The organism is Streptomyces sp. NPDC058691, assembly GCF_042714775.1.
In the GTDB taxonomy this organism is placed as follows: domain Bacteria; phylum Actinomycetota; class Actinomycetes; order Streptomycetales; family Streptomycetaceae; genus Actinacidiphila.
The window spans coordinates 72,002-95,680 of the sequence record NZ_JBHXSO010000013.1 but is presented as its reverse complement, the minus strand read 5'-3'; the positions used below and the strand labels follow the sequence as shown (position 1 = coordinate 95,680).

Sequence of the window (23,679 nt, the reverse complement as noted above, 5' to 3'; positions counted from 1 at the left end):
GGCTGGACCTGACCGTCGACCACGCGCTGCCAGACGGGGCGCGGCCGAGACCTGGCCGTATGCGTACCGCCGATCATGCGAACACCTGCCCCATTCGCACGATTGACCCCTTTCACGGACGTACGGGATTCGACCACCTGGGTACTGTTGTCCGCGGTGGGCAGTATTTTTGATGCCGATCGTCAGGGTGACTTCGCCGGTTGTCACGGCGCTGCACACCGGCGGTCCCGGTAACCGACTTGTCCGAAAGGTCCTCGTGAAGCCCACTCTGGCCGCCGCGCAGCTCCGCGGCAGTCTCACGCAGTACCTCACGACGACGTACGCGCTGGCCGACGAGGACACGCGGCTCGCGCTGGAGCGGTTCCTCGGGGATCCGGAGACGGGCATATTCCGGGGGCCGTACCTGCGGATCAGGACGCCCTTCCACCCCGCAGGCGACGGGTGGCAGTCGGCGCTCGAGTGGCAGCCGTCGTTCACGCCGTGGCGGCACCAGGCGAAGGCATGGCAACGGCTGAGCACGTACAAGGGGGCTGCCGAGCCGACTCTCGTGACGACCGGCACCGGGTCCGGCAAGACCGAGTCGTTCCTGATCCCCGTGCTCGACCACTGCCGGCGGCAGAAGGCGCTGGGGCGGCGCGGGGTGAAGGCCGTGCTGCTGTACCCGATGAACGCGCTCGCCACCGACCAGGCCGGTCGTATCGGCGACTACCTGGCGCAGCCGGAGCTGGCCCAGGTGACCGCCGGCCTCTACATCGGGGACAAGCCGGACACGGACTTCCGGCGGGTGATGACGCGGCGCGAGGAGATGCGCCAGTCGCCCCCGGACGTGCTGATCACCAACTACAAGATGCTGGACCTGCTGCTGCAGCGGGCCGAGGACCGCTCGCTGTGGGAGGGCGCGGACCCGGCGCACGTGGTGCTGGACGAGTTCCACACCTACGACGGCGCTCAGGGCACCGACGTGGCGATGCTGCTGCGGCGTCTTGCGGCCGCCGTGGGCGCCTCGAAGCCGGAGCGGCCGCTCGGTTCGATCTGCCCGGTGGCGACCTCGGCGACCCTCGGTGAGGGCGGGGGCGACGCCGGCGGCATCCTCACGGTCGCCGAGCAGGTGTTCGGCGTTCCGTTCGGGGCCCACTCGGTGATCGGCGAGGAGCGGCTGAGTGCCGACGACTTCGTGGGCGACATCGACTACGAGCTGCCCGAGCCTCCCAGCCCCAAAGAGGTCATCGATGTCTCGGGCGGGCCGGGCGTGGAGGCCGACCCGGACCGGCTCGACCTGGACGGACTCGCCGAGCGGTTGCTGGGGCGGCGCGGCCTGGACGCCTTCCAGATCGGGCGGCTGCTGAGGAAGCACGACTTCACCCACGGTGTGCTCGCTCTGCTGAACGGCGAGCCGCTCGACGAGTGGGGGCTGCGGGACCGCATGGCCCGCTTCGGGTACGCGTGGGCGCGCACCGCGCGGGAGAACCCGCGGCTCGCGCTGGAGGCGCTGTCGCGGTTCGTGGCGCTGCTGTCGTCCGCGCGGGATCCGGAGTCCGACGAGCGCCGGCCGCGTCCGCTGCTCCACATCGAGGCTCACCTGTGGGTCCGGCCGGTGGGGCGGGTGCTGAGCGGGGTAGGTGCCCGGCCGGAGTTCCGCTGGTACGAGGACGAGCGGACCGTCGCGCGGCGCTCCGCGCTCACCGCGGCGTCCGCCTCCGAAGATGCGTCCGACAGCGACGAATGGCCGACGGCGGACTCGCGGCGGCCGCAGGCGCTGCCCGGTTCGGACACCGTGCAGCGGCCGGCCCAGGTCCACCTGCCGGCGATCTACTGCCGCGTGTGCGGCCGCTCCGGCTGGGCGGCCCTGTCCCCGGAGGCTGATCCGCAGAAGCTGGAGACCAGCCCGCTGCGGATCTGGCAGGCCGCCGTCGGACGTGACAAGCGCCGGCTGCGGTACTTCATCTCGGCGACGCCGACCGAGGCGCGGGACGCCGTCGCGACGCTCACCGGCACCGGGCCGAAACAGGACGGCGGGGCCGACCCGCTGTCCGTGGTGGTGCTGGACGGGGCGCAGGGCACCTACCGCATGCCCGTCGCCGAGGACGGGGAGGGGCTGCAGGACGCCTGGTTCGCGCGGGCCGTCCTGGACAAGAAGACCGCCGACCAGGCCGCCAAGGACGACACCTGTCCGGCATGCAACGCGGACAACGGCATCAGGTTCCTCGGCACCGCGCTCGCCGCGCTCGCCTCCGCCACGGTCACCCAGCTCTTCACCGGCGGCCAGGAGATCGCGCTGGCGCCGGAGGAGCGCAAGACGCTGCTGTTCAACGACTCCACGCAGGACGCGGCGCATCGGGCCGGGTATGTTGCCAACGCCTCGTACAAGTTCTCGCTGCGCTCGCTGCTGGCACACCAACTGGACGACGCCGGCACACCGCTTCCGCTCAACGACCTCATCGGCGACGTGCTGGACTCCGTGGACGACCCGCGGACGCTGGCTGCGGTCGTCCCACCGGACCTGCACGACGAACCGGGCGTGGACCGGCTCCTGTCGGGGCGAGGCACCGGGGACGCGCGGACGTGGAAGCTCATCGGGGAACGGCTCGCTTTCGCGACCGTCATGGAGTTCGGGCTGCGGTCTCGGCTCGGACGCACCCTGGAACTGACCCGGACCACGGCCGCGGAGGTGGTGATCGCCGACCCCGACCGGATCGTCGCGCTCGCCCGCGACCTCCACCTCGCGCTGCCGGGGCAACTGGGGTTTGCCGGCGGCCTGCCCACGCCCGACCGGTACCTGGCGTACGTGCGGGGGCTGCTGGAGCGAGTGCGGCTGCGCGGCGGCGTGCGGCACCGGTGGCTGGACACCTGGATCAAGGAAGCGGGAGTCAACCAGTACCTGATCTCCGGGCAGCGGCCAGAGGGGATGCCCGCCTTCCCCGAGGGGTACGTGGCGCCGCCGCGGTTCCTCCTCGACGGCCCCAAGGAGAAGACGAAATTCGACACAATCACCGGTCGTGGCAACTGGTACCAGGACTGGACGCGGCGCTGCCTCGGCCTGGACGCGGCACAGGCTACCGAGTACCTGCGCCGGCTGCTGCCCGTCCTCGCGGACGAGGGCGTGCTGTCGGCGCGCACCGCCAAGGACCGCACGACCCGCGTCTACGGGCTGCAGCCGGGCCACATCCACGTGCGGCTCCTGGCGGACGACCTGGTCAACAAGGCGTTCGTGTCGTGTGAGGAGTGCGGCTGGCAGCAGGTGGTGCCGCCCGAGCGGCGCACCCGCTGGTACGGGCACCCCTGCCCTCGCTGGCGCTGTACCGGCATCCTCACCCCTCCCCAGTACGGCATGTCGTCGACCGGGGCGGGCAGCGGCGGCTTCGGCGGGAAACTGGAGCGCGACTACCGGGCCGACTACTACCGCCGTCTGTATCTGACCGGCGGCACCTACCGGGTCGTCACGGCCGAACACACCGGCATGCTGACGCGGCCGGAACGGGAGCGAGTGGAGCGGACGTTCCGGCAGGGCACCCACTACACCGACCCCAATGTGCTCTCCTGCACGCCCACTCTGGAACTGGGCATCGACATCGGCGACCTGTCGGCGGTGCTGCTCGGCTCGCTGCCGGGCGGCCCGGCGAACTACGTGCAGCGTGCCGGGCGTGCCGGACGCAGGACCGGCAACGCCCTAGTGGTCGCCTTCGGCGGGCGCCGGGCCCGCGACCGGTACTACCTGGACGACCCGACCGAAATGATCGCCGGTGACATCGTGCCGCCGGGGTGCTACCTGTCGGCTGTCGAGATCCTGCGCCGCCAGTATACGGCGCACCTGCTGGACCGGGCGGCGCGCGGCGAGCTGACAACCGCGGACGGCGAGTTGCTCATGCCGGTGCCGCGCCTGTCGTCGGCGCTGTTCGGCACGACCGGCTGGTGCCAGGACCTGTCGGACGCGGCGCTCACCCACGGGGCGCGGCTGGTGGAGGAGTTCCTGGCGCTGTTCCCACAGGCGTCCGGCGGCCCCGACGACGACCGGGGGGTGTCCGCGCACGCAGCGGGCGAGCTGCGCGCCTATGCCACCGGCGGCATCGCTCGCGCCCTTCAGGAGGCCGAGGAGGAGTGGACGGCGCGCCGCGAGGAGCTGCGCCGCCGTATCGCCGCCATCGACAACGCCGTGGACGGGCTGCTCGCCGAGGACAGTGAGCAGGGCGCGGAGCGGCGTGAGCTGATCGCGGAACGGCGCGCCACGGGCGAGCTACTGCGCGAGCTGAGCCAGACCAGCGCTCACGGCGCCCTCGTCGAACTGGGTCTGCTGCCCAACTACAGCCTCACCGACACGACGACGTCGCTGGAGGCCACGCTCTACTGGAAGGAGGCCTCCGGGGACGACGAGGGCACGGAGGCCGCCCCGGAAGGCGACGACGGGCGCCGGGAATGGGTGTACCGCAGCGAGGTGCGCGACTACGAGCGTTCCCGCAAGCTGGCCCTGACCGAACTCGCGCCCGGCAACAGCTTTTACGTCAACGGCTACCGGCACGTCGTGCGCGCTCTGGACATCGGCAGCCCCGAGCGGCGCGCGTGGGCCGTGTGGCGCCTGTGTCCGGCGTGTGGTTATGCGCGCACCCACGGCGACCCGAAGAGCGACACGTCGCCGTGCCCGCGGTGCGGTTCCCGGGAGATCGCCGACGCGGGCTGCGTGCACCACGTGCTGGAGCCCCGGCGGGTGATGTCCCGGGACAAGCGGGACGACGCCCGGGTGCGAGACGACCGTGACGAACGTGACCGGAGGCGGTATGGGGTCCTCACCACCGTCGACATCGACCCGGCGCACCTGGCGGCCGGATCGTGGAGGCACGACACCGCCGTCTTCGGCGCCGACTTCACACGCAAGGCCGTCGTCCGCACCCTGAACCTCGGGGTCGACCGGCAGGACGGCAGCAGCACGGTTCCGCTGGCCGGTGACGACGTACGCCTGAACCCGTTCTATGTGTGCACCAGTTGCGGTGGGGCGACGGCCGACGGGCGGCCGGTCGTCGACCAGTCACAGCACGCGCTCACCGCCTCGCTCGCCCGCTCCACCCGCGCGAGCGCCCACCACCAGCTGTGGTGCCCGCGCCGACGGCTGAGCGGCAGCGGGGAGGAGCAGGGCGCCGGAGTGGACGTGCCGCTGCTGCTGGCGCACGAACTGACGACGGAGGCCGTCCGCATCCTGCTGCCGGCGTCCGTCGCACGGGCCAAGGAGCGGCTCGCCTCGTTCACCGCAGCCCTGTTCGCGGGCATAGCCGCCCGCTACGGCGGCGACCCCGACCACATCGACATCACCGCCGCCTCCATGCCGGACGGCGAGGACCGCGACTGGCCGCGCCGGTTCCTCGTGGTGTACGACCGGCTGCCCGGCGGCACGGGGTACCTGCACCGCCTGGCGACCTCCGACGGCTTCCGCGAGGTCCTGCTGAAGGCCCGCGAGGTGATCGAGGGCTGCGGCTGTCTGGAGAAGGGACTCGACGGCTGCCACCGCTGCCTGCTGCGCCGAGTGCCACCGGCCGACTACGACAAGGTCAGCCGCAACGAGGTCCGGCAGATGCTGGACGAGCTGCTCGGTGCGGACGGTGAGCGCTGGCGCACCTCGCACGTCGCCACCACCCAGCACATCCCGATGCACCAACAGGCCGAGAGCGATCTCGAAGTCCTGTTCATCGACACGCTGCGCGAGTGGGCCGGACTTCCGGAGAGCCGTGCGAGCGGAGACGCCTACATCACGCCGGCCGGCACCCACGCACTCGACCTGCGACTGACCGCGGCCGACGGCACCACGCTGAGCTGGCGGGTGTCGCAGCAGCGTGTCCTCGACGGCACCCGCCCCGACGTCCTCTTCGAACGGGTCGACGCGCCCGGCCCGCGCGTGGCGGTCTACCTGGACGGCTACGAGTTCCACGCCGGCCGTGAGCACAACCGCGTCGGCGACGACGCCGACAAACGCACACGGCTGCGCGCGGAAGGGCTCAGGGTCTTCCAGCTCACCTACGGCGACGTGAAGGAGTGGCAGCGCCGCGTCCGGGACACCGGCTACGCGGGCGCCGGCCCGACCGACCCGGTGTGGGAACCGTACGAGGACAAGGCTCGCGGCAAGGCCCGCGACTACTACGCCAAGGTATGGGGCGCCCTGCCCGGTGAGCTTGCGGAAACGGTGTGGGTCAACCCGGCCGTCCAGCTCGTGGAGTATCTGCGCCAGCCGGCCGCCAAACGCTGGCAGTGGCGGGCGGAGGCCGCTCTGGCGGGCTTCATGGGCACCGGGGCCCGCCCCGTCGCGCTGCCGCCGGAGGTACTCGGCGAGCAGATCAACGCGGCGCTGCGCGGCACAACACCCGCAGGACCGGGGGGCCCGGTACAACTGTTCACGGTCACCGACCGGTCGGGGCTGCCGCTGGTCCTCGCCGCGGACGGCCGTGCGAAGCCCCCCGCGTGGACCGGCATCGTCCTCCTCGACGACGCACCCGGCGTCCACACCCGGGAGGAGGCGCACAAGCGCCGCTGGCGGGCCTGGCTGTACTGGTCCAACCTGCTCCAGTTCCTGGACACCGGCGGCGGTGACGCCGTCCAGCTCACGACCGGCCACATCGACGGATTCGCCGTCGAGACACTGGCCGTCACGGGCGGCAGCGGTGTCCTGGACAGTGTCCGCGCCACGCTCGTCACCACCGCGACCGCCGACGGCACGCCCGCGCCGGCCGAGACCGCCGCGCCTTCGCCGAAGCCCCCGGCCGCCGAGGAGATGTCCGCGGCGGGCGTCGCCCCGCCCGTCCGGAACGAGGCGTGGGACCGGGTCGTCGAATACCTCGACCCGGACGAGCCCGGCCTGCTCGCGCTCGCCGAGGCCCTCGCCGCGCGCGGTGTCCCGGTTCCCGAGGACGGCTACGAGCTCGACGAGAACGGCTGGCTGGCCGAGTTGGCCTGGCCCGCCGCACGCGTCGGTGTCGTCCTCGCCCCGCGCCCGCCGGAGGGCGAGGACGAGGACCCGGAGGCCGGCGACCGCAACCGTGCGTTCGCCGCGGCCGGATGGGAGGTGCGGCCCGCCGCCGACTGGACCCCGGACGACATCGCGGACCGCATCGGCGGCGCACCACCGTCCGGAGAGCGGAAGCATCCAGACCATCCTGACGGCACCACCACGGATAACGGGGAGAACGAACAGCCGTGACCGGCAACAACGTGACGCTGCGCCTGCTCGACAAGGCGGACCGGGAGATCCTCAAGCTCCCCCGGCCGGTCAAGGGCGCGATCTACGACTTCCAGCACAAGTTCAAGACCAACCCCGACTCCGCGGGCCTGCGTCTCAAACAGCTGCAGGGGCACGACAAGCTGTACTCGGCGCGCGTCAACGACGAATACCGTGCGCTGCTGCTGCGCCTGGCCGACGACGACTGGTTGATCGTCTCGGTCAAGCACCGCAAAGACGTGTACGCGCATCTGGACCGGCTCACGTACTCGGTCAACCGCGTCACCGGCGGCATCGAGTACGTGGACCTGCAGGTCGTGCAGGAGGAGGTGCTCAGTCCCGCGGCCCTGCGGAGCACCACACCCACCGAGCCCGCCGCTCCGGCCGTTCCGGAGCCGCTGTTCGCGAAGTGGTCGGAACAACAGCTCACCGATCTGGGTGTGGCCCCATCCCTGATCCCGGTCGTCGCCGCTCTGACCACCGATGACCAGCTCCTCGGACTGGTCGAGTACGCGCCCCAGCTCACCGGCGAGGTGCTGCTGGCGCTGTACGACGGCAAGGACTACGACGACGTCCTGGAGCAGGTCACCGCGCCCGTCGCGACGCCGGAACTCGTCGACCCCGAGGACTTCCGGGCTGCCATCGAACGTCCCGCCACCATCGTCACCACAACCGACGACGCGCTGCGCGAGGCGCTGGAGGGCGAGGACTTCGGGCGCTGGAAGGTGTTCCTGCACCCCACCCAGGCCAAGCTCGTCTCGCGGGACTACAGCGGTCCAGCACGCGTGGGCGGCGGGCCCGGCACCGGCAAGACGATCGTGGCGCTGCACCGGGTCAAGCACCTGGTCGCCCAGCTCCCGGCCGGCCGTACCAAGCCGGTCCTGCTGACCACCTACAACAAGAACCTCGCGGCGGACCTGCGGTCCCGGTTGCTGGCGCTCGGCGGCGAGGCACTGCTGTCGCGCGTCGAGATCAGTCACGTCGACCAGCTTGCCCTGCGGACCGTCCGGGAGGCAGAACCGGGCAATCGCAAGCGGATCATCGACGAGGCGCAGGCGGTCGGCGAATGGCGCTCGCTCCTGGACGAGCTCGGCGAGGACGGCTGGGACGCGGAGTTCCTGAACGACGAATGGACGCAGGTCATCCTCGGTCAGGCCGTCACCTCCCGCACGGACTACTTCCGGGCGCGCCGCGCCGGACGCGGAGGCACGGTCACCCGTACCGAACGCGCCGAGATCTGGCAGCTTGTCGAGCGCTTCGCCCAGCGCTTGGACCGGCTCGGAGTCCAGACATGGGACCAGGTCGCGGAGCGGGCGGCTCAGCTGGAGGCGGAACGTGCCCGCCGTATCCAGGCCATCGACCGTCAGCGGGAAGAAGCGGGCGGCCTGGACAACATCCACATGGCCGACGGTTCTGGAGGCTGGCTGCGCTACCGGTACCGGCACATCGTGGTCGACGAGGCTCAGGACCTGCGGCCCGCGCACTGGAAGATGCTGCGCGCGATGACCGCTCCGGACCGCAACGACCTCTTCCTGGTCGGTGACACCCACCAGCGCATCTACAAGAACCAGGTGACCCTCGGCAGCCTCGGCATCAACATCCGGGGCCGGTCGTCGAAGCTGTCGCTGAGCTACCGCACCACCCGGCAGATCCTGCGCTCCGCGCTGAACGTGCTCGGCGACGAGACGTACGACGACCTCGACGGCAGCACCGAGACGCTGGCCGGGTACCGGTCCGTGCTCAGCGGTGCTCTCCCGGATCTGCACAGGCTGAACGACTGGATGGACGAGCGTGAGGCGATCGCCGCGCTGATCGAGTCCTGGGGCCAGGTGCCGCACGAGCAGATCGCCATAGCCGTGCCGACCAACCAGATGGCGAGCGAAGCCGCGTACACGTTGGCTCAGCACGGCATCCCGGCGCTGGAGATCGGCCCGGACGGACCCCGCGGCGACAGCGGCGTCCACATCGGCACGATGTTCCGGTTCAAGGGGCTCGAGTACCAGCGCATGATCATCGCCGGGGTGACCGACGGACTGGTGCCACGTGCAAGCGTCCAGCAGCGGCGGACCACGGACCCGGCGCGCTACCGGACGGAGATGCAGCGCGCCCGGTCTCTGCTTTTCGTGGCGGCCACGCGCGCCCGAGACAGCCTGGATGTTTTCTGGCACGGGGAGCCAAGTCCGTTCCTCAAGGATCTGATCGAGGTCCGGCCGCCGGCCGCGGCATGACCGGCCGGCCCCGGGATCGTGCCGTAGTGAGCTTCGGCTAACGCGGCAGGATCGGCCCTTGGGGCACGAGGAACGGCCGCCGGGGATCCTCCGGCGGCATCCTCCGAACCGCGAGGGCCGGATCAGGGGCCGGCAGGTACGGGGCGAGGGCCGCATACACCTCCACCGCGTCGCCGGGGCGATCCTCGGGACGCTTGGCGAGCAGTGCGTGCACCAGTTCCTGAAGCGCATCCGGGGCATCGACACCGCAGTCGGCCAACCGAGGAGGAGACGCGGTGAGGTGCTGAGTCACCAACTCGGCAACGCCCTCGCCGGAGAAGAGAGGGTGGCCGGTGAGCATGCGGTGCAGCAGGCACCCCACCGCGTACAGGTCGCTGCGGCCGTCCAACGACGCCTCGCCTGACAGAAGTTCGGGCGACGCATAGTTCACGTTGCCGAGTCTTTCGCCCGTCATCGTGAGCTGCGGGTCGGTGTTCGAGAGAACCTTCACGAGACCGAAGTCGAGGATCTTCACCAGACCGCTGGCGCGGACCATGACGTTCTGAGGCTTGAGGTCGCGGTGCACCAGGCCGGCCGCGTGCGCGGCGGACAGCCCTGAGCACAGCTGTGCGGCCACGGAGACCGCTGCGTGCACGGGCAGGCGCCCGCCGTCGGCGCCGTCGATGACATTGTCGAGGGTCGTCCCGTCGACGAGCTGCATCACCAGGCAGCAGACGTCCTCGGTGACTGCCGCATCGTACACGGTGGTGATGTTGGCGTGGTCCAGACGTGCGGCGGCCTTTGCCTCCCTCTCGAAGCGCGCCAGGGCGGTGCGGCGCCAGTCGGGCAGGGCCAAAAGATCCGCGGCGACGGTCTTGACCGCGACAGGACGCTCCAGATACACGTCCGTCCCCTGCCAGACGTGCCCCATCGCCCCTCTGCCCAGAATCCGGTCCAGCCGGTACCTGCTGCGCAGAACCTTGCCCGCGGCGAACTGCTCCACGTTCTCTTCCTTCGGTGAGCCCCAGCGGTATGTCAGTGCACGGACTGCCCGGCCGGAGGCCGCCGTCGACGGCCCGCACGAGGCAAGTCAACCAGCCTCGTGCGCACACCGGAAAACCCTCAAGCACCACGGGATCCCACACGGACCCTACGAACGCGACGCCAGGTAGCCGCGGGCAGGGCCCGCGCAGACGCAATGCCGTGCGCAACTCCTCCGCCGGCAAGGCGGCGCAGGAGTGCCCGCGCCCTCGGAGCCATGCCTGGACGGTCGTCAGGTCGCAGAGCGGAATGCTCTCCGTTCCTCCGCTGAGGACGGGGAAATCGTCGTAGCGACGGCGCCGGTTGCTGACGGTGGCGCGCGTGACTCCCGTGATGCGGGAGATCTCGGCGGCTGTCACGTGCGCCGCGTCGGGCCGCTGGACTGATGGCTGTTGGGGCATCGCGTGGAGCCCTGCACCTCTCTGGCCATCGGAATGAACAGTGAACGCCTAGAGCGGTCGTCAAATCCGTCAAGTCGTTTGACAGTGCTTTCATTTTCATGCTTACCTAGTCCTGCTTCCACTTGAAAGTAGCAGCCGCTCGGACGATGCAGCGCCCCTGTGGCTCCAACCGGCACCGCCCGACCCCTTCAGTGCAACGGCCATACAGCAGGGCCACACGCGCCCCGCATCCGTTCGCACCGCAGTCACCACCCACCCGCACACCGGAGGAACTCAGATGACCACCCCGACCCCGCAGTCCCCGTTCGGTCAGCCCACCCAGCCCACCTGGGGACAGGTGCCGCCGGCGATGCCCCCCGCCGTCAAGCCCTCGCGCCGCAAGGCATGGTTCACGCACGGCGCGGTCGCGGTCGTCGCGCTGGGCCTGGGAGCCGGAATGGGCGGCAGCGGGGAGTCCGGCTCCGCAGCAGCATCCGCGCAGCCCGCACCGGCTGTCACCGTCACCGAGACCGCCGAGGCCGCCGCGCCGAAGCCGGCCGTGACGGTCACCGCGAAGGCCCCCACGAAGCCGAAGCCCACCAAGAAGCCCGCCGCGCCCGCCGCGATCGACGGGGACGGCCAGTACCTGGTGGGTGAGGACATCAAGGCCGGCACCTACAAGACCGCCGGTCCTCAGGACGACGACTTCGGCCTCGGCTGCTACTGGGCCCGGCTCAAGAACGCCTCCGGCGAGTTCGACGCGATCATCACCAACGGCAACATCACCGGCCAGGCGCGCGTGACGGTCAACAAGGGCGAGTACTTCGAGACGAAGGGCTGCCAGAAGTGGGAGAAGGTCGGCTGACGCCGCACCGCTCCGGCTTCGCCGGACCGTCAGGGCGGGGATCGGGACACCCACAGCGATGCCCTCGCGGACCCGCCTGTTCAGCCCCTCAGCTGCCCCACGACCAGGCGTCGTAGAACCACCCGGCGGCAATTGCCCGCACCCGACCCCGCGCGTCCGCACCTCAGGCCCACCTCAGTCCGCCTCACGAGAGGAATCACCGCGATGCCCGCGCCCGAGTCCGCGCAGCCCACCCACGTCCCCGCCTCGGAGCCGGTTCCCGAACCCGCCGCACCGGCGGCCCCATTCCCCGACACGATCCAGGTCCCTGCCATGCCGACGTCCCCGCCGTCGAGTGGTTCCCGCTGGGCGCGGCTGTCGCGGAGCACGATCCTGGCCCTCGGGGTCGGCATGGGAGCCGCGGCAATGGGCGCCTGCTGGCTCACCTCGTCCCTTCTTGACGATCACGAGGTCAAGGCGAGCAGCGCCAGTCCCACCAGCACGGCCACGGCTGCGGAGACGCCGGCGCAGGGACCGTTCTCGACGGACGGCACCCTCACCCTCACCGAGTCCGGCGCGGGACTGGCGACGGGCGAGCCGTGCTCCGGCACGGGCGGCTACTCCGACATCGACTTGGGCACCCAGGTCAACGTCACCGACGCGGACGGGACCCTGGTCGCCACCGGCTCCCTGGATCCGGGCCAGAAGACCGATGAAGGGTGTGCGTTCACCTTCACGGTCGACGACATCGCCCCGGGCTCGAAGTTCTACACCGTCGAGGTGTCCCACCGCGGCGGCCTCACCCAGACCGAAGCCGACCTGCGCACCGGCGGACTCGCGTTCACGCTCGGCGACTGACACCCCGGAGCGCCCCGCCCCAGCCACTGGACCGCGCCCCTCCCTTCGACGGCGGGTGACATCGAGTCGCCCGCCGCCCACCCGACGCGAACAGGAGGAATCTCATGGGCAGTCACTCACCGCTCGCCCACGCACCCCGGCCGATGACCCGCGCGCGGCGCGGGATCTGCGTGAACGACACGGTCAAGGCCGTGTCCGGGCCGATCGTCCTTGCCACGGACGCGTCCGTCGGAGCGGACCGCGTCGCCTGCGGCTACCTCGCCACGACCGGCCACACCGGCCTGCGCGCCCACCTCTACCCGCCCTACGTCGCCCGACCCCGCGCCCGCGTCATCGTCACCGAACTGCGCGCCGTTCACTGGGGCCTGAAAGCCGTACTCGCCGCACACTCCGGCCGGCCCGTCGAGGTGCGCGTCGACAGCATGGAGGCGCTGAAGTACCTGCACGCCTGGCAGCGGGGCGGCAGCGAGATGCCGGAGGGCTACAGCACGCACCTGCGTTCCCAGGGGCGGACCCCCACCCTCGTACAGCTCCAGATGATCGCCGAGTACACGCCGCACCTGACGTTCGTCCACGAGAAAGCCCACGTGGGCAACCCGCTCAACGAAGCCGCCGACTCCCTCGCCAAGCTCGGCCTGCGCTGTGTGCGCGGCCAGGTCGCAGGCTCCGAGCTCCCGCGGCTCGTCCCGCTGTGGGCGACCGGCGCCCTCGCCGAGTACCGCCGCGCCGCCTGACCGCACTTCGCACGTCCTGTGGCGCCGACTGCCGCCAACCACGGAGGGAACCACGTCATGTCCGACACGACACCCGCACCAGCCGAGGCCACCCCCGCGACCCCGATGGCCGGGCGCACGGCGCCGGCTGCCTCCGGCGAGTCCCCGCTCCCGGCACCGTCCGCCGTAGAACCCTCACCACGAAGGACAGCCGTGAACAGACCGAAGACCATCGCCATCGCTGCCTCCGCACTGGCCGCGGTCTCCCTCGCCGGAGCCGCGGTCGACCATGTCCGAACCCACTCCGCGCTGACCGAAGCCCGTCGCAAGGCGGCCTCGGCCGACCACCGCGTCCAGCAGGCGGAGGCCCGCCCGCCGAAGGTCGTCACCAGGACGGTCACCAAGACCGTGGATAAGCCCGTCTTCGGCCGCTCGACCCTCCTCGGTGCCTATGCGGCGGGCGTCATCGCCGGCGGCGTCTACTCCGACAGCGGCTCGATGAGCTTCACGGCGAGCGACAGCACCTGCTCGCAGCAGTACTCCCAGATCTCGCAGGAGCCCAACGGCGGCACTGTCCAGAGGGACCTCTTCATGAAGGCCTGTCTGACCAACGTCCACGACACCGCCAAGACCGACCCCTCGCCCTGACCGCGCTGCTGTCGTCCCCGCCCGGGGCCGAGCGCCGCCGCGTCCCCTGTTCGCAACGCCCGAAGGGACCCCCGTGAGCAGTCAGAAGAAGCGCAACCCCGCCACCCGCAAATCGACCCTCCACCGTCTCAAAGCCCCGGACGGACAGGCCGTCCAGCTCCGTGACTTCGTCCGCAGCGACTACCTCAAACGCCCCGGATACCAGGCCCGGGACTTCTCCCGCGAGGGGATCGAGGGACTGCTGGTCACGGGCGGCGTGCCCCGCGCGAGGGCCGACTGGTGCACCGCCGTCCAGGACATCACCGGGCTCGAAGTGAACGAACGCAGCCACTCCGCCGCCGGGCTCGTCCTCATGCGTACCGGGCAGGGCACCTACGCCCTCAGCTACGGCGTCGGCTTCCACATGCTCGACCCGTACTTCCGGGACGATGATTTCGGGCTCGAGTTCGCCACCCGCAGCCTCGACGAGGACGGCGTCATCAAGGTCCGCAACCAGATTATGGACGGGCGAGGGCGCGTCGACGAGTACTCGGTCGCCCGTGGCGAACGCATCGACGGCTTCGGACTCGACCGGTTCGGTGCCATCGTCCGGCGTATCGGCGGCACGGTCAGCGGTATCGAGCTGACGTCTCTGCGATCCGGCACGGCACAACGAGTCAAGGTCGAGTGCGCCGAGTCGACCATCAAGCTCCCGCTCGCCACCAGCCTCGAGGAGTTCCTCAGCGACCTGCGTGCCATCGAGGAAGTGTGCGCGCGTGAGGAACCGCTGCCTGAGCTGGGGTTCGTCGCCCGTTTACGCGCGCTCGATCCCCGGGGCCGCAAGGCCACCGATGCCCAGGCCGTTCTGGAGAAGCTGCTCGGGGACCAGGGCAGTCCCCGTCTGGCGCTCGGCATACCGGAGTTGTGCCAGGAGGGGTTCGGCTCCGCCCAGTCCTTCCGCCTCACGCGGGGCAACCGCACCGTGAACTTGGCCGACTTGGACCTGCCCACGCTCCTGGACTTCGTACGGGACAAGGCAGAGGGCACCCGTCTGAAGGCCCTCGGCGAGGTCCGCGTCATGATGTACAGCGACGACGACCAGCAGACGCCGGCCAGTGCCTCCACGAACGGCAGGGAATGGCTCATCGCCGACGTACCGGTCGCGACCGACCGCTGCTTCTACGGCCAGGGCAAGTGGTACGAGGTCGGCGCAGGGTTCCTGGAGACCTTGGAGGAGGAGCTCCGGCAACTCTTCGCCAAGGAGCCGACCGTTGTCCTTCCGCCCTGGCCCGAAGGCGAACGCGACGGCAAGGGCCGGGACAAGCATGACGAGGGCTGGTACAACGAGCACGTGGCCGACCGCACGGGCTACATCCTCTTCGACAAGAAGAACATCGTCACCGACAAGTTCAACGGTGGCGGACTGGAGATCTGCGACCTCCTCGGTCCCCAGAACCAGCTGATCTGTGTCAAGAAAGCCACCTCCAGCCAGGGCACCGCACCGCTCAACCACCTCTTCGCCCAGGGAGTGACCGCGGTCGAGACCCTGCGCAGCGATGACCGGATCCGAAGCCAGTTCCTCGCGCGGGTGGCCGAACACACGCCCGGGCATCGCATGCTGGAGGACTTCGGCACCTTGCGGGTGGTCTTCGGCATCCTGCTGAAGGGCGGCCAGAACATCACCGTCGACTCGCTCTTCGCCTTTGCCCAGGTGTCCTTGCTCCAGTCGGTCCGCAGGCTGCGCGCGATGAACGCCGAGGTCGAGATCGTGCCCATCCGACGCTGACGGCGGCAGTGTCCTGGGACGGGCGGCCGGAGCACACATGCAGGACCGTACTCAACCGGCGCCGCGGCTCTCAGCTCAGCCCAGGGCACCTTTGTAGCGGTTCTGCATCAAAGCCGCGTGGAAAGCGTGAAGGAATCTACGATCACCCGCGAGACGCACACCACGCGGCTCGCGGCCACCATCGAGCAGGGTCAGGAGCGGCGCGTATGACGAATTCCCGGCGGAGCGGGGTCATAGCCCAGGAACAGCAGCACGTGGACCGTGCGTACGCATGCTTCGACCAACGCGGGGCGAATGACGCTGCTGTGGATGCGGCCTACCGCGAGCAGAACGAGATGCCTGCGCCGGGTACTTCGGGCACGCCGGCGGACCGAAGGGCAGACCGCGACAAGCCCCTGGTGTTCATGCGCGTCGGCACGCGTGCCGACGGCTCGTTGCTTGTCGGGCGGCAGGCCGTATGGAACAAGGACCGCGATCTGGTCGTGATGTCCTCGGCGGCACAGAAAGCCGTCGAGTGGCGCCTGGCGACCGAGGAAGATCCGGGCGAGGTACTGCTGCGACGTCAACTGCGCTTCAAGCAGCGCGCACCGCGTCGAGTGAACGGCTATTTCGATGAGCTCCTGCTGCACGACGAGGAGTCGGAGTCCCTGTCTACCGCTGTGCAAGACACGCGCCTCGTGGACGCTCCGCCGCAGTCCGACACATCCGACACGCCCGGGGACGCACCAGCGAAGGCGGGTGCGTCAGATGCCGAGGAGTCGGCTGCCCCCTCCCTACGCGATTTGCTGATCGACGACCTCGACCTGCCGCGTGACGGAACCATGCGCGACATCGTGGAGACGGTGCAACGCGAACAGCTCCTGCTGGTGGCACACCAGCGCCCGGGTGCCCTGGTCATCCAGGGCGGTCCAGGTACAGGCAAGACGGCCGTCGGCCTCTACCGGGTGATGTGGCTGCTCGACAACAAGCACTGCACGGCCGACCAAGTCCTCGTCGTCGGCCCGCACCAGGGCTTCCTCGACTACGCCGGACAGGTCCTGCCCGCTCTGGGCGGCGGAGCCGTGTCGACCATGACCCTCGACCGGCTCCTGACCGGCGACACCAGCCGGAGGGCAACGGCGGCGGACTCGCCCGAGGCGGAGTACCTCAAAAGCGACGACCGGATGGCCGACACCCTGCGCCGCGCAGTCGAGGCCCACTGCCGGCCCCACCGATCACGCGTCAAACCGCTCCTTGCCGACGACGCATACGGAGCGCGGACCTCGTTCTCGTTCACCTGCAAGGGCCGCCGCTACGAAGCCGACGTCGCCCCGTTGCTCGCACTCGCCCGCGAGGCGCTGCGCGAGAGCGGTCCCTTCAATATCCGTCAGGACCGCTTCCGGCTGCGTCTCGCGGGCAAGCTACTGCTCTCGGTACCAACCGCGTCTCCGCAGGACATCCTGGCCAGCGACGAAGTCGCCACCTTCATCCACCGGGTGTGGCCACGGCTGAACGGCGCCGACGTCTACACCAAACTCCTCAAGAGTCAGAGACTTCTGGCGGATGCCGCGCCGCTCCTCACGACTGAGGAACTCCCAGCCCTCCGGCATGCGGAGCCTGGGAAAGCCGCGTGGACCGCCGCTGACCTCGTGTGCCTCGATGAGCTGGAATGGCTGCTCAACGGATCCGACGGCCGTCGTACATACGCCCACATCGTGGTCGACGAGGCCCAGGACCTGACACCCATGCAAGCGCGTGCCCTGGAGCGTCGCTGCCCTTCTGGATCGCTTACCGTACTCGGCGACCTGGCCCAGGCCTCCGGGCCGCACGCGTACCGGTCGTGGCGCGAACTGGTCACGTTGCTCACCGGCGGCTCGCCATGGACCGTCGAAGTCCTGAAGACCGGTTTCCGCCTGCCCCCGGAGGTCGCCGACTTCGTCGCGCCCCTCGCCCGGGCGGCCGCACCCCGTGTACCCGTCGCATCCTCTGTCCGTCCCAGGCGTGACGGCCGAACCGTCACCATGGAGCAGGTGAATGACCCCGACCTGCTCGCGGAAGCCACCGCATTGCACGTCATCGGAATGACCGAATTGCAGGACGGGAGATCCACCGCCGTCATCGCCCCGCAGGACGACACGCTCATCGCTGCCCTGCGTGAGGCACTCACGCAGGCCTCGCCGATCGCTCCCGTGTCGGTCTTGCACCCCGCGGAGGCCAAGGGCATCGAGTTCGACCACGTCGTGGTGGTGGAGCCAGCCGCCATCTCGGCCGGCACACAGTCCGGCCTGCGGGCTCTGTACGTGGCCCTGACACGCTGCACGCAGACGCTCAGCCTCGTTCATCACGCTGCCCTCCCCGCTGTACTAGAGGGAAACCGCGTGGCTGCGAGCGCGGCCACAGACTCAGAACCCACACCTCCCGTAGCCCGCACCCCCGAGGAAGCGCTGTTCACCATGTCGTCTGCGTCCGCCGAATCGGCCACCTTGGTCCCGTCACCCGGCTTCCAGGAGTTTCTTCAGACGGCGGTAGCAGCCGACCGCAGGGAGTCCGTCCACGAGCGGCTGCGGCACCGGCTCCTCGCCCAGCTCTGGGAGAGCGGGAATCCCGAGGACAGCACCACCGCGGACATCATCCGCTCCAACGACAGCGGCACCCACCTCTTCGAGGTGCTCCACGCCGATCAGCCGACGTACCTCGATCTGCGCGAGGCCGCAACGCGTACGGTGGAAATCCGCTTCGGTCTGGCCCGGCCCATCGATCGCACCTTCCTCGTGTGTGCAGCCACTCCCATCGAACCTTGGGCCGTCGCGGCCGTAGAAGGAGCCTTCGACGTCTCGGTGATCTGGTGGGACAGCGGGAGCTGGCAGGGCGCCGAGAGTCACACTGCCGTACCCGGTCGAAAGTGATCTGCTGCGGAAGGGCTGTCGGCTGACGCCGGGCATGCCCCCGACATCGTGTCGTCCTCGGCCCGCAGGTCCGACGCCCACTCCTCGGCAGTGGCGTCGGGCCGCGGGCCGAACGCCCGCCCGCACCGCGGGTGGGAAATCCGACTCGCCGCCGCCTCCCTCCTCCACCGTCCGCAGCGTGCCTGCTGCCATTCCGGGGCCTGGTGGCTGGTCCAACCGCACCCGGTGCCGTCGAAGACCTGCATGAACTGCACGCCACAGCGCGACGCGAGCGGTGGCGAAAGCCGCGGGCGAGCGGGGGCGGCCGGCCCCATGAGTCTGACGATCAGGCGCCCTGGCGACGACTGCACGGGCCAGTCGCCGCTCTCCCTGCTGTTACCGCCGCGATCACCACAGCACTCCGCTGGCCTTCCACAGCGTCCATTGCTTGGGCCACTCCGATTCCTCTCCTGCGCGGAAGCGCCTGATCCTTGTCCGCCACTTCGGGTCGGCGGCTGACAAGGCGTCCTCGGCCGCGCACAGTGCCGCGCTCTCCGGAGTGCGCTCCCAGCCCTCATCACGCAGGTAGCCAAGGGCCGCTCGGAAGGCCTCACCTGGGGTTGCGGCTTCGTCTTTGAGGTGGGCGTGGAGGACGGCGGCGAAGATGGGGCAGACGGCGTCCGACAGCGGCCACAGGGTGGAGACGACGGCGCGTACTCCGCGGGCGATGAGGGCCGTGTCGAGAGTGCGGACGCGGGGAAGAGCCGGGCGGCTCAGTGTATGGGTACCGGAGTCGCAGGTAGCGAGGACCGCGAGGCGGACGGTGTCGAAGTCACCGTCCTTGAGTATCCGGCCGAGGGTGAGCCGACCTCCATAGGGGTCCGGTTCGTGTCCGCGCTTGCGGTCGGGGCCCGGGAGTCGGGAGGCAAGCTCGATACCGTTTGCGTATGCGTCGGCGTGGACTTCGCCGTGTCCGGACACATGGAGCACATCCGCAGTCCGTCCCTGCCGGAAAAGTTCGTCAGGTACGGCATGTCCGTCCGTGTAGGAGGTGAGCGTGTCGCCGTACAGGTGTCGGAGCACCTGTGCCTCCCTGGGCAGCGCCGGCAGGTCGTTCACATCCGCTCTGTGCCCGAAGAAGGCAGTTCCGCCGGAGAGGAGAAGGGGGCGGTGCTCCAGTGCGGTCAGGGCGGCCAGTGAGGGCGCGTACGTGACGTCGAAGATGTCCCCTAGCAAGACGTCGGGGCCGAGGGAAGGCACGGGCGCGGCGTGCAGTGGTAGCAGGGAGAACAGACCCGAGGGACACAGGACCACGCCGCGGACTCCTTCCTTCCGCAGTGCGGCGGTCACCGTTTCTGTCAATGGAGTGAGGAGCTCGTCCAAGAGGCGGCGCAGGGCTTCCGAGTAGTCGGAGCGCACCCACTGGGCAGTGAGTTCCGCGAATCTCTTGAGGTCGAAGCCGGGGATCGAAAGCAGGTCGGTGCGGGTCCGGGCAGCGTCCGTTCGGGCCCACAGGACACTCGGTCCCTCAGGGCTGGTCAGGATATGAACGAAGGCACGGTCGTCGCCGCCAAGAACGGCGAGCTTGTCCGCGAACCGGTCCGGGACAAGGGCAGCGGGAAGCTGTCCCTCTGTCCGGGCCTCAAGGCTCGCCAGCCACAGCTGATGCCTCAGCCGGGCAGGCACGGGCCGGTCGGCGTAGCGCAGCTCGGCGCGCTGCACCCTTAGGCTCTCCAGACTGCGCAGGACTTTGCGCCGCCGGAGCGGAATGCGTCCGGGCAGGAGGAGGTCGAGAGTCTCGCTGAGATCTCGGGAGCGGAGGCGCTCCACTCGATGAAACACCGCAAGCGTGTCGGCAAGTGGCGGCACAAGGCGAGTGAGGCGCGCGGGCTTGTGGACGGCGAGAGCATCGTCGAGCGCTTGCCGGGAGGCGGACAGTTCCGCCTCCGGAACGTCCAGCAGAAGAGTGCGCCGCACATCCGGTACGGGGCCCTCGTCGGCCAGGTGCAGCACGTCCAGGCGAGCACAACCGGAGCGGACGGCGAGCGCGAACTCGGCGGTGTCCCAGGGCTCGGCAAGGTCGTAGGTGAACGTGAAAGACACGGGTGCCATGGCCCGCTCCCGCCGCTGCCGGCGTGGAGGTGGGAAGGTGACGGTGAAGGCGGCGAACCGCTCCTGAAGCAGGGCAAAGGAAACCAGGTCTTCCATTGCACGAGCGTCACGTGGCATCTGCACGACGAAGCGTTCGTCAGGGGTCGTGACGGTCGCGTACCACCAGGGGACCGCTCCGAGAGTCCGGCGGCCTTGGTCTTCGCCGCCGAACAGCAGGTTGTGGCTCATCCAGTCGGGCGCCTTGGGATACTGGCGGCCCGGCTGGACGCACCAGGGCGCGCCGGACTGGTTGGCCCCCAGGGATGGCGCGGTCGGTGGCCCGGACTCCGCGCGTTGAAGTGCGGAGAACAGTCCTGTCAGCGCTCGGTCGGCGGCGAGGTGGGGGGCCGGTACCCGTAGGCCTGCAGCAGGTCCCCAGGGAGTATCGGCGTCGACTGTCTTTCCGTGTTGCTTTAGCCAGGAGATCAGCAGTTCATCCCGATGAGCGGAGAGTACCGGGCGCAGGAGTAGTGGCGAGGGCCGTCGCCTCACGTGCTCCAGCACCCGCCGGGTGATCTGGGTGAGATCGAGGGAGCTGGGTCGGCGACCGGTCCCGTGTGCCACAAGGCGGCTCGTCAAACTGTTTATCTGCGTTTCGCTCCACGCCTCGGTGGCCCTCAGCGCCACGGTCAGCGCCAAAAGAGCCCCCAGCGGAACGGAGGTCTCGTCGTGCCAATCCGGCCAACGCCGTGCTATCTCGCTGAGGACCGAGTCCTGCCCCGTCGTCCCAGCCGCGCCAGCGTGGACCTCATTCGCGTACACCCGCACTCCCCTGGTTCCGCCCTGTGTTGAAACGTTGATGATCGTCGCCTCGGTCATGTATCACCACAAGGCCCGTACTTCTCGACAGCAAGGTCCACACGACAAATCGCTCCGAGGCGGTCATGTAGGCGTGTTCGGCGTCAAGTGCCGCCCAGGCTCTCCTGCAAGAGGATCGCTGCCGGACGGGCAGCTCACCGACCTCTATGGCGAACAGCCGAACAGCAAGGTGAGTTTTGAACCATGCCTACGTCACGGGGCGAGTGGGCATCGATGACTTGGGAAAGCTGCCCACTCGGCCCATCCAACGTGCCTGCGTCCGGAACCGATGCCTACGACCGCACGTGCCAGGCTGAGTACGTGCGGTCGGGGCGGCCCTTCGTCTATTGGCTCGGGGCCCACTCGGCGTTGCCGGTCGTGGCCTCGGGTCCCGTCGGTTCCGCAGACCTCGTGCCAGTATTCTCGGCTTTGTTGCCCGCCTCGATGGAGGCGTAGCGCCGCTTTTGAAGCTCATCGCGTTCAATGTCCGGGATCATCATCGACTCGGCAAGCACGGCGGCGAGCGCGTCCACTTGAGTGTTGTCGATGTCGGCGTGGAAGAGCCACCGGATGTTCTCGTCGCGCGTGATGAGATCGATCGCCGAACGCGCGCTTTTGTCCGGTGTGGTCGCTGCTCGGACGTATCGCACTCGGTCGATCGGGATGTCTTGACGGATCTCGCCCTGCTCAAGGAATGCGTTCGTCTTAGCCGTGATGATGCGGCGATCCGTGACGGCGACGAGTGTCTTTGCCGCGGCCTTGTCCCTGGCTGCCGCCAACATGTCCTTCGCTCCGCCGAGGATCGCAGAAATTGGATCGAGCGCATCGAGCTGGTCGGGGAATCCGAGGGCACGCAGCGTCTCACCGCCCTCGAGGAACCACCGCAGGATGCGAAGGTACGGCTCGAGATCCAGTGATGTGGATGCGCAGACGACGTCCGCAGCCTCGAGCGGAGGGGCTGGCGGATGGAGAGCATCGGCAAGAGGCTCGATCGCCTCCAGAAGGCGGGAGGAGGTTTGGCGGGCTGCCTTCGAGTCCTTCCGCTTCCCCATCAGTGACTGTGACAGTGTGTCGCGTCCGGGGAGCTCGGCGATGATTCGTAGCTCCCGGCTCAGCGAGGCGAGGAGGCTCGTCGTCTCGGCGAGAGCGGAGTCGAGCTCCGTGCGAGTGTCGCGCGCAATGACGTCGACGAGCCGTGCCTCGTCAGCGTCTTCGCGTCCAGCGGCTCTCGCCCTTCCGGCGCGGAGCGCCTGATAGCCCGTCCATGCCTTGACGGAGGACAGGAGGGCGTAGGCGTCGAAGACGATCGCCTCGGCGTTCGCCTGAAGATACTCACGGTGGCGTCGTGCGTCGGGCCGATCGATCTTCTCGACGTGGCCGCGAACGTTCAACCGGTAGAGCTCCAGTTGCTTGCGCAGTGACGCTTCACTACCCGCGACGCTGTCCCACAACGAGGCGGTGACCGATTCGACCTCTCGCGCCTGGTCCACCACGCGATCGACGGTGGCAACGAGCCCCGTCAGTTCGGCCCACTGCTCATTGCGGATGCTGGTGAGAACTTGGCTTGTCAGCGCAATGTTGGTCCTGACAAGGCCTGTGATCTCACTCATCTGCATCTGAAGGGCGACCATGGCCAGCGCCGGCCCGATCGAGGCTGCGTTCCGCGCCGCACTCACCGATTTCACCGGAATAAGGCGGGCCTGATGGAATACCTTGCCGTTAAGGAACACTGCTCCGAGGTTCGCGCCATCCTTGACCGCGAGCGTTCCGCCGGCCCTCAGTACGGCCTGTGTCGCGCTGCTGAACCTGTAGAGCCCCTGCACGCTGGCGAATGCGTTTGCGAGGTTGCCGCCCACGGTCGCCGCGTTTCCGATCGCGGCGAGGACTGTGGAGATCTGCTTGCGGTCGGCGGCCGACACGAGCCCAAAGTCGAGCAGATCGGGCTTGAGTTCCGCCGGGACCTCACCGAAGACGACGGCAACCCCTGGGAGTACCTCCGCCAGGACCGTCGATGCCGTCGTTGAGTCGATGTTGGAGTCGGGTATCGGATCGTCCACGACAGGTGAATCGGCGGTATCGCTCTGGCCGTTCTCCTCAGGCTCGGCGATCTCCATCGAGTCCGAAGGGTCCTGCATACGATCTCCTCCCCGCGAGGGCGCGCAACGGCTAGACGTCGTCGGCGTTCATCGCCGAAGTCTACGGCTCGATGCCTTGCGGT

At 69.4% G+C, this 23,679-nt stretch carries 11 protein-coding genes and 1 pseudogene; 8 read left to right on the top strand and 4 right to left on the bottom strand.

Annotated features, from left to right (window positions below; translation table 11 throughout):
- The first annotated feature begins 256 nt into the window (after positions 1-256).
- Positions 257-7,174, top strand: a complete 6,918-nt coding sequence (locus ACFWVC_RS11980; RefSeq protein WP_384282737.1) for a DEAD/DEAH box helicase — start codon at positions 257-259, stop codon at positions 7,172-7,174.
- Positions 7,171-9,420 (top strand): UvrD-helicase domain-containing protein, encoded by a 2,250-nt coding sequence (locus tag ACFWVC_RS11975; RefSeq protein ID WP_384282734.1) that lies wholly within the window; start codon positions 7,171-7,173, stop codon positions 9,418-9,420. The genes ACFWVC_RS11980 and ACFWVC_RS11975 overlap by 4 nt, the downstream gene beginning before the upstream one ends.
- Before the next feature lie 37 nt (positions 9,421-9,457).
- Here the strand turns inward: ACFWVC_RS11975 and ACFWVC_RS11970 are convergent, their stop codons facing one another.
- Both ACFWVC_RS11970 and ACFWVC_RS11965 read right to left on the bottom strand, forming a co-directional pair.
- Positions 9,458-10,402 carry a serine/threonine-protein kinase gene (locus tag ACFWVC_RS11970; protein ID WP_384282730.1) on the bottom strand — a complete coding sequence of 315 codons (945 nt, stop codon included), beginning with the start codon at positions 10,400-10,402 and terminating at the stop codon, positions 9,458-9,460.
- Positions 10,403-10,580: 178 nt separating this feature from the next.
- Positions 10,581-10,799, bottom strand: a pseudogene (locus tag ACFWVC_RS11965) (hypothetical protein); the annotation flags it as partial.
- A gap of 319 nt (positions 10,800-11,118) precedes the next feature.
- Between ACFWVC_RS11965 and ACFWVC_RS11960 the strand changes: the two are divergent.
- The 6 genes from ACFWVC_RS11960 (at position 11,119) to ACFWVC_RS11935 (ending at position 18,533) form a co-directional block, all read left to right on the top strand.
- Complete coding sequence (locus ACFWVC_RS11960; RefSeq protein WP_384282727.1) at positions 11,119-11,685, top strand: hypothetical protein; 567 nt, start codon at positions 11,119-11,121, stop codon at positions 11,683-11,685.
- Positions 11,686-11,889: 204 nt separating this feature from the next.
- Positions 11,890-12,522, top strand: coding sequence for a hypothetical protein (locus tag ACFWVC_RS11955; protein ID WP_384282723.1), 633 nt, complete (start codon positions 11,890-11,892; stop codon positions 12,520-12,522).
- A 104-nt stretch (positions 12,523-12,626) separates the two neighbouring features.
- Entirely contained in the window at positions 12,627-13,256 is a 630-nt protein-coding gene (locus ACFWVC_RS11950) for a ribonuclease HI (RefSeq protein ID WP_384282718.1), read from the top strand.
- A gap of 192 nt (positions 13,257-13,448) precedes the next feature.
- Entirely contained in the window at positions 13,449-13,883 is a 435-nt protein-coding gene (locus ACFWVC_RS11945) for a hypothetical protein (RefSeq protein WP_384282715.1), read from the top strand.
- Between the two features lie 73 nt (positions 13,884-13,956).
- A complete protein-coding gene (locus tag ACFWVC_RS11940; RefSeq protein ID WP_384282711.1) occupies positions 13,957-15,648 on the top strand; it encodes a DUF6119 family protein in 1,692 nt (563 codons plus the stop codon).
- 206 nt (positions 15,649-15,854) lie between these two features.
- Complete coding sequence (locus ACFWVC_RS11935; RefSeq protein WP_384282705.1) at positions 15,855-18,533, top strand: HelD family protein; 2,679 nt, start codon at positions 15,855-15,857, stop codon at positions 18,531-18,533.
- Between the two features lie 387 nt (positions 18,534-18,920).
- On the opposite strand, the gene ACFWVC_RS11930 is transcribed toward ACFWVC_RS11935, so the two are convergent.
- A complete protein-coding gene (locus tag ACFWVC_RS11930) occupies positions 18,921-21,482 on the bottom strand; it encodes a CHAT domain-containing protein (RefSeq protein WP_384282698.1) in 2,562 nt (853 codons plus the stop codon).
- Between the two features lie 323 nt (positions 21,483-21,805).
- Complete coding sequence (locus ACFWVC_RS11925; RefSeq protein ID WP_384282693.1) at positions 21,806-23,596, bottom strand: hypothetical protein; 1,791 nt, start codon at positions 23,594-23,596, stop codon at positions 21,806-21,808.
- Between the last annotated feature and the right edge of the window lie 83 nt (positions 23,597-23,679).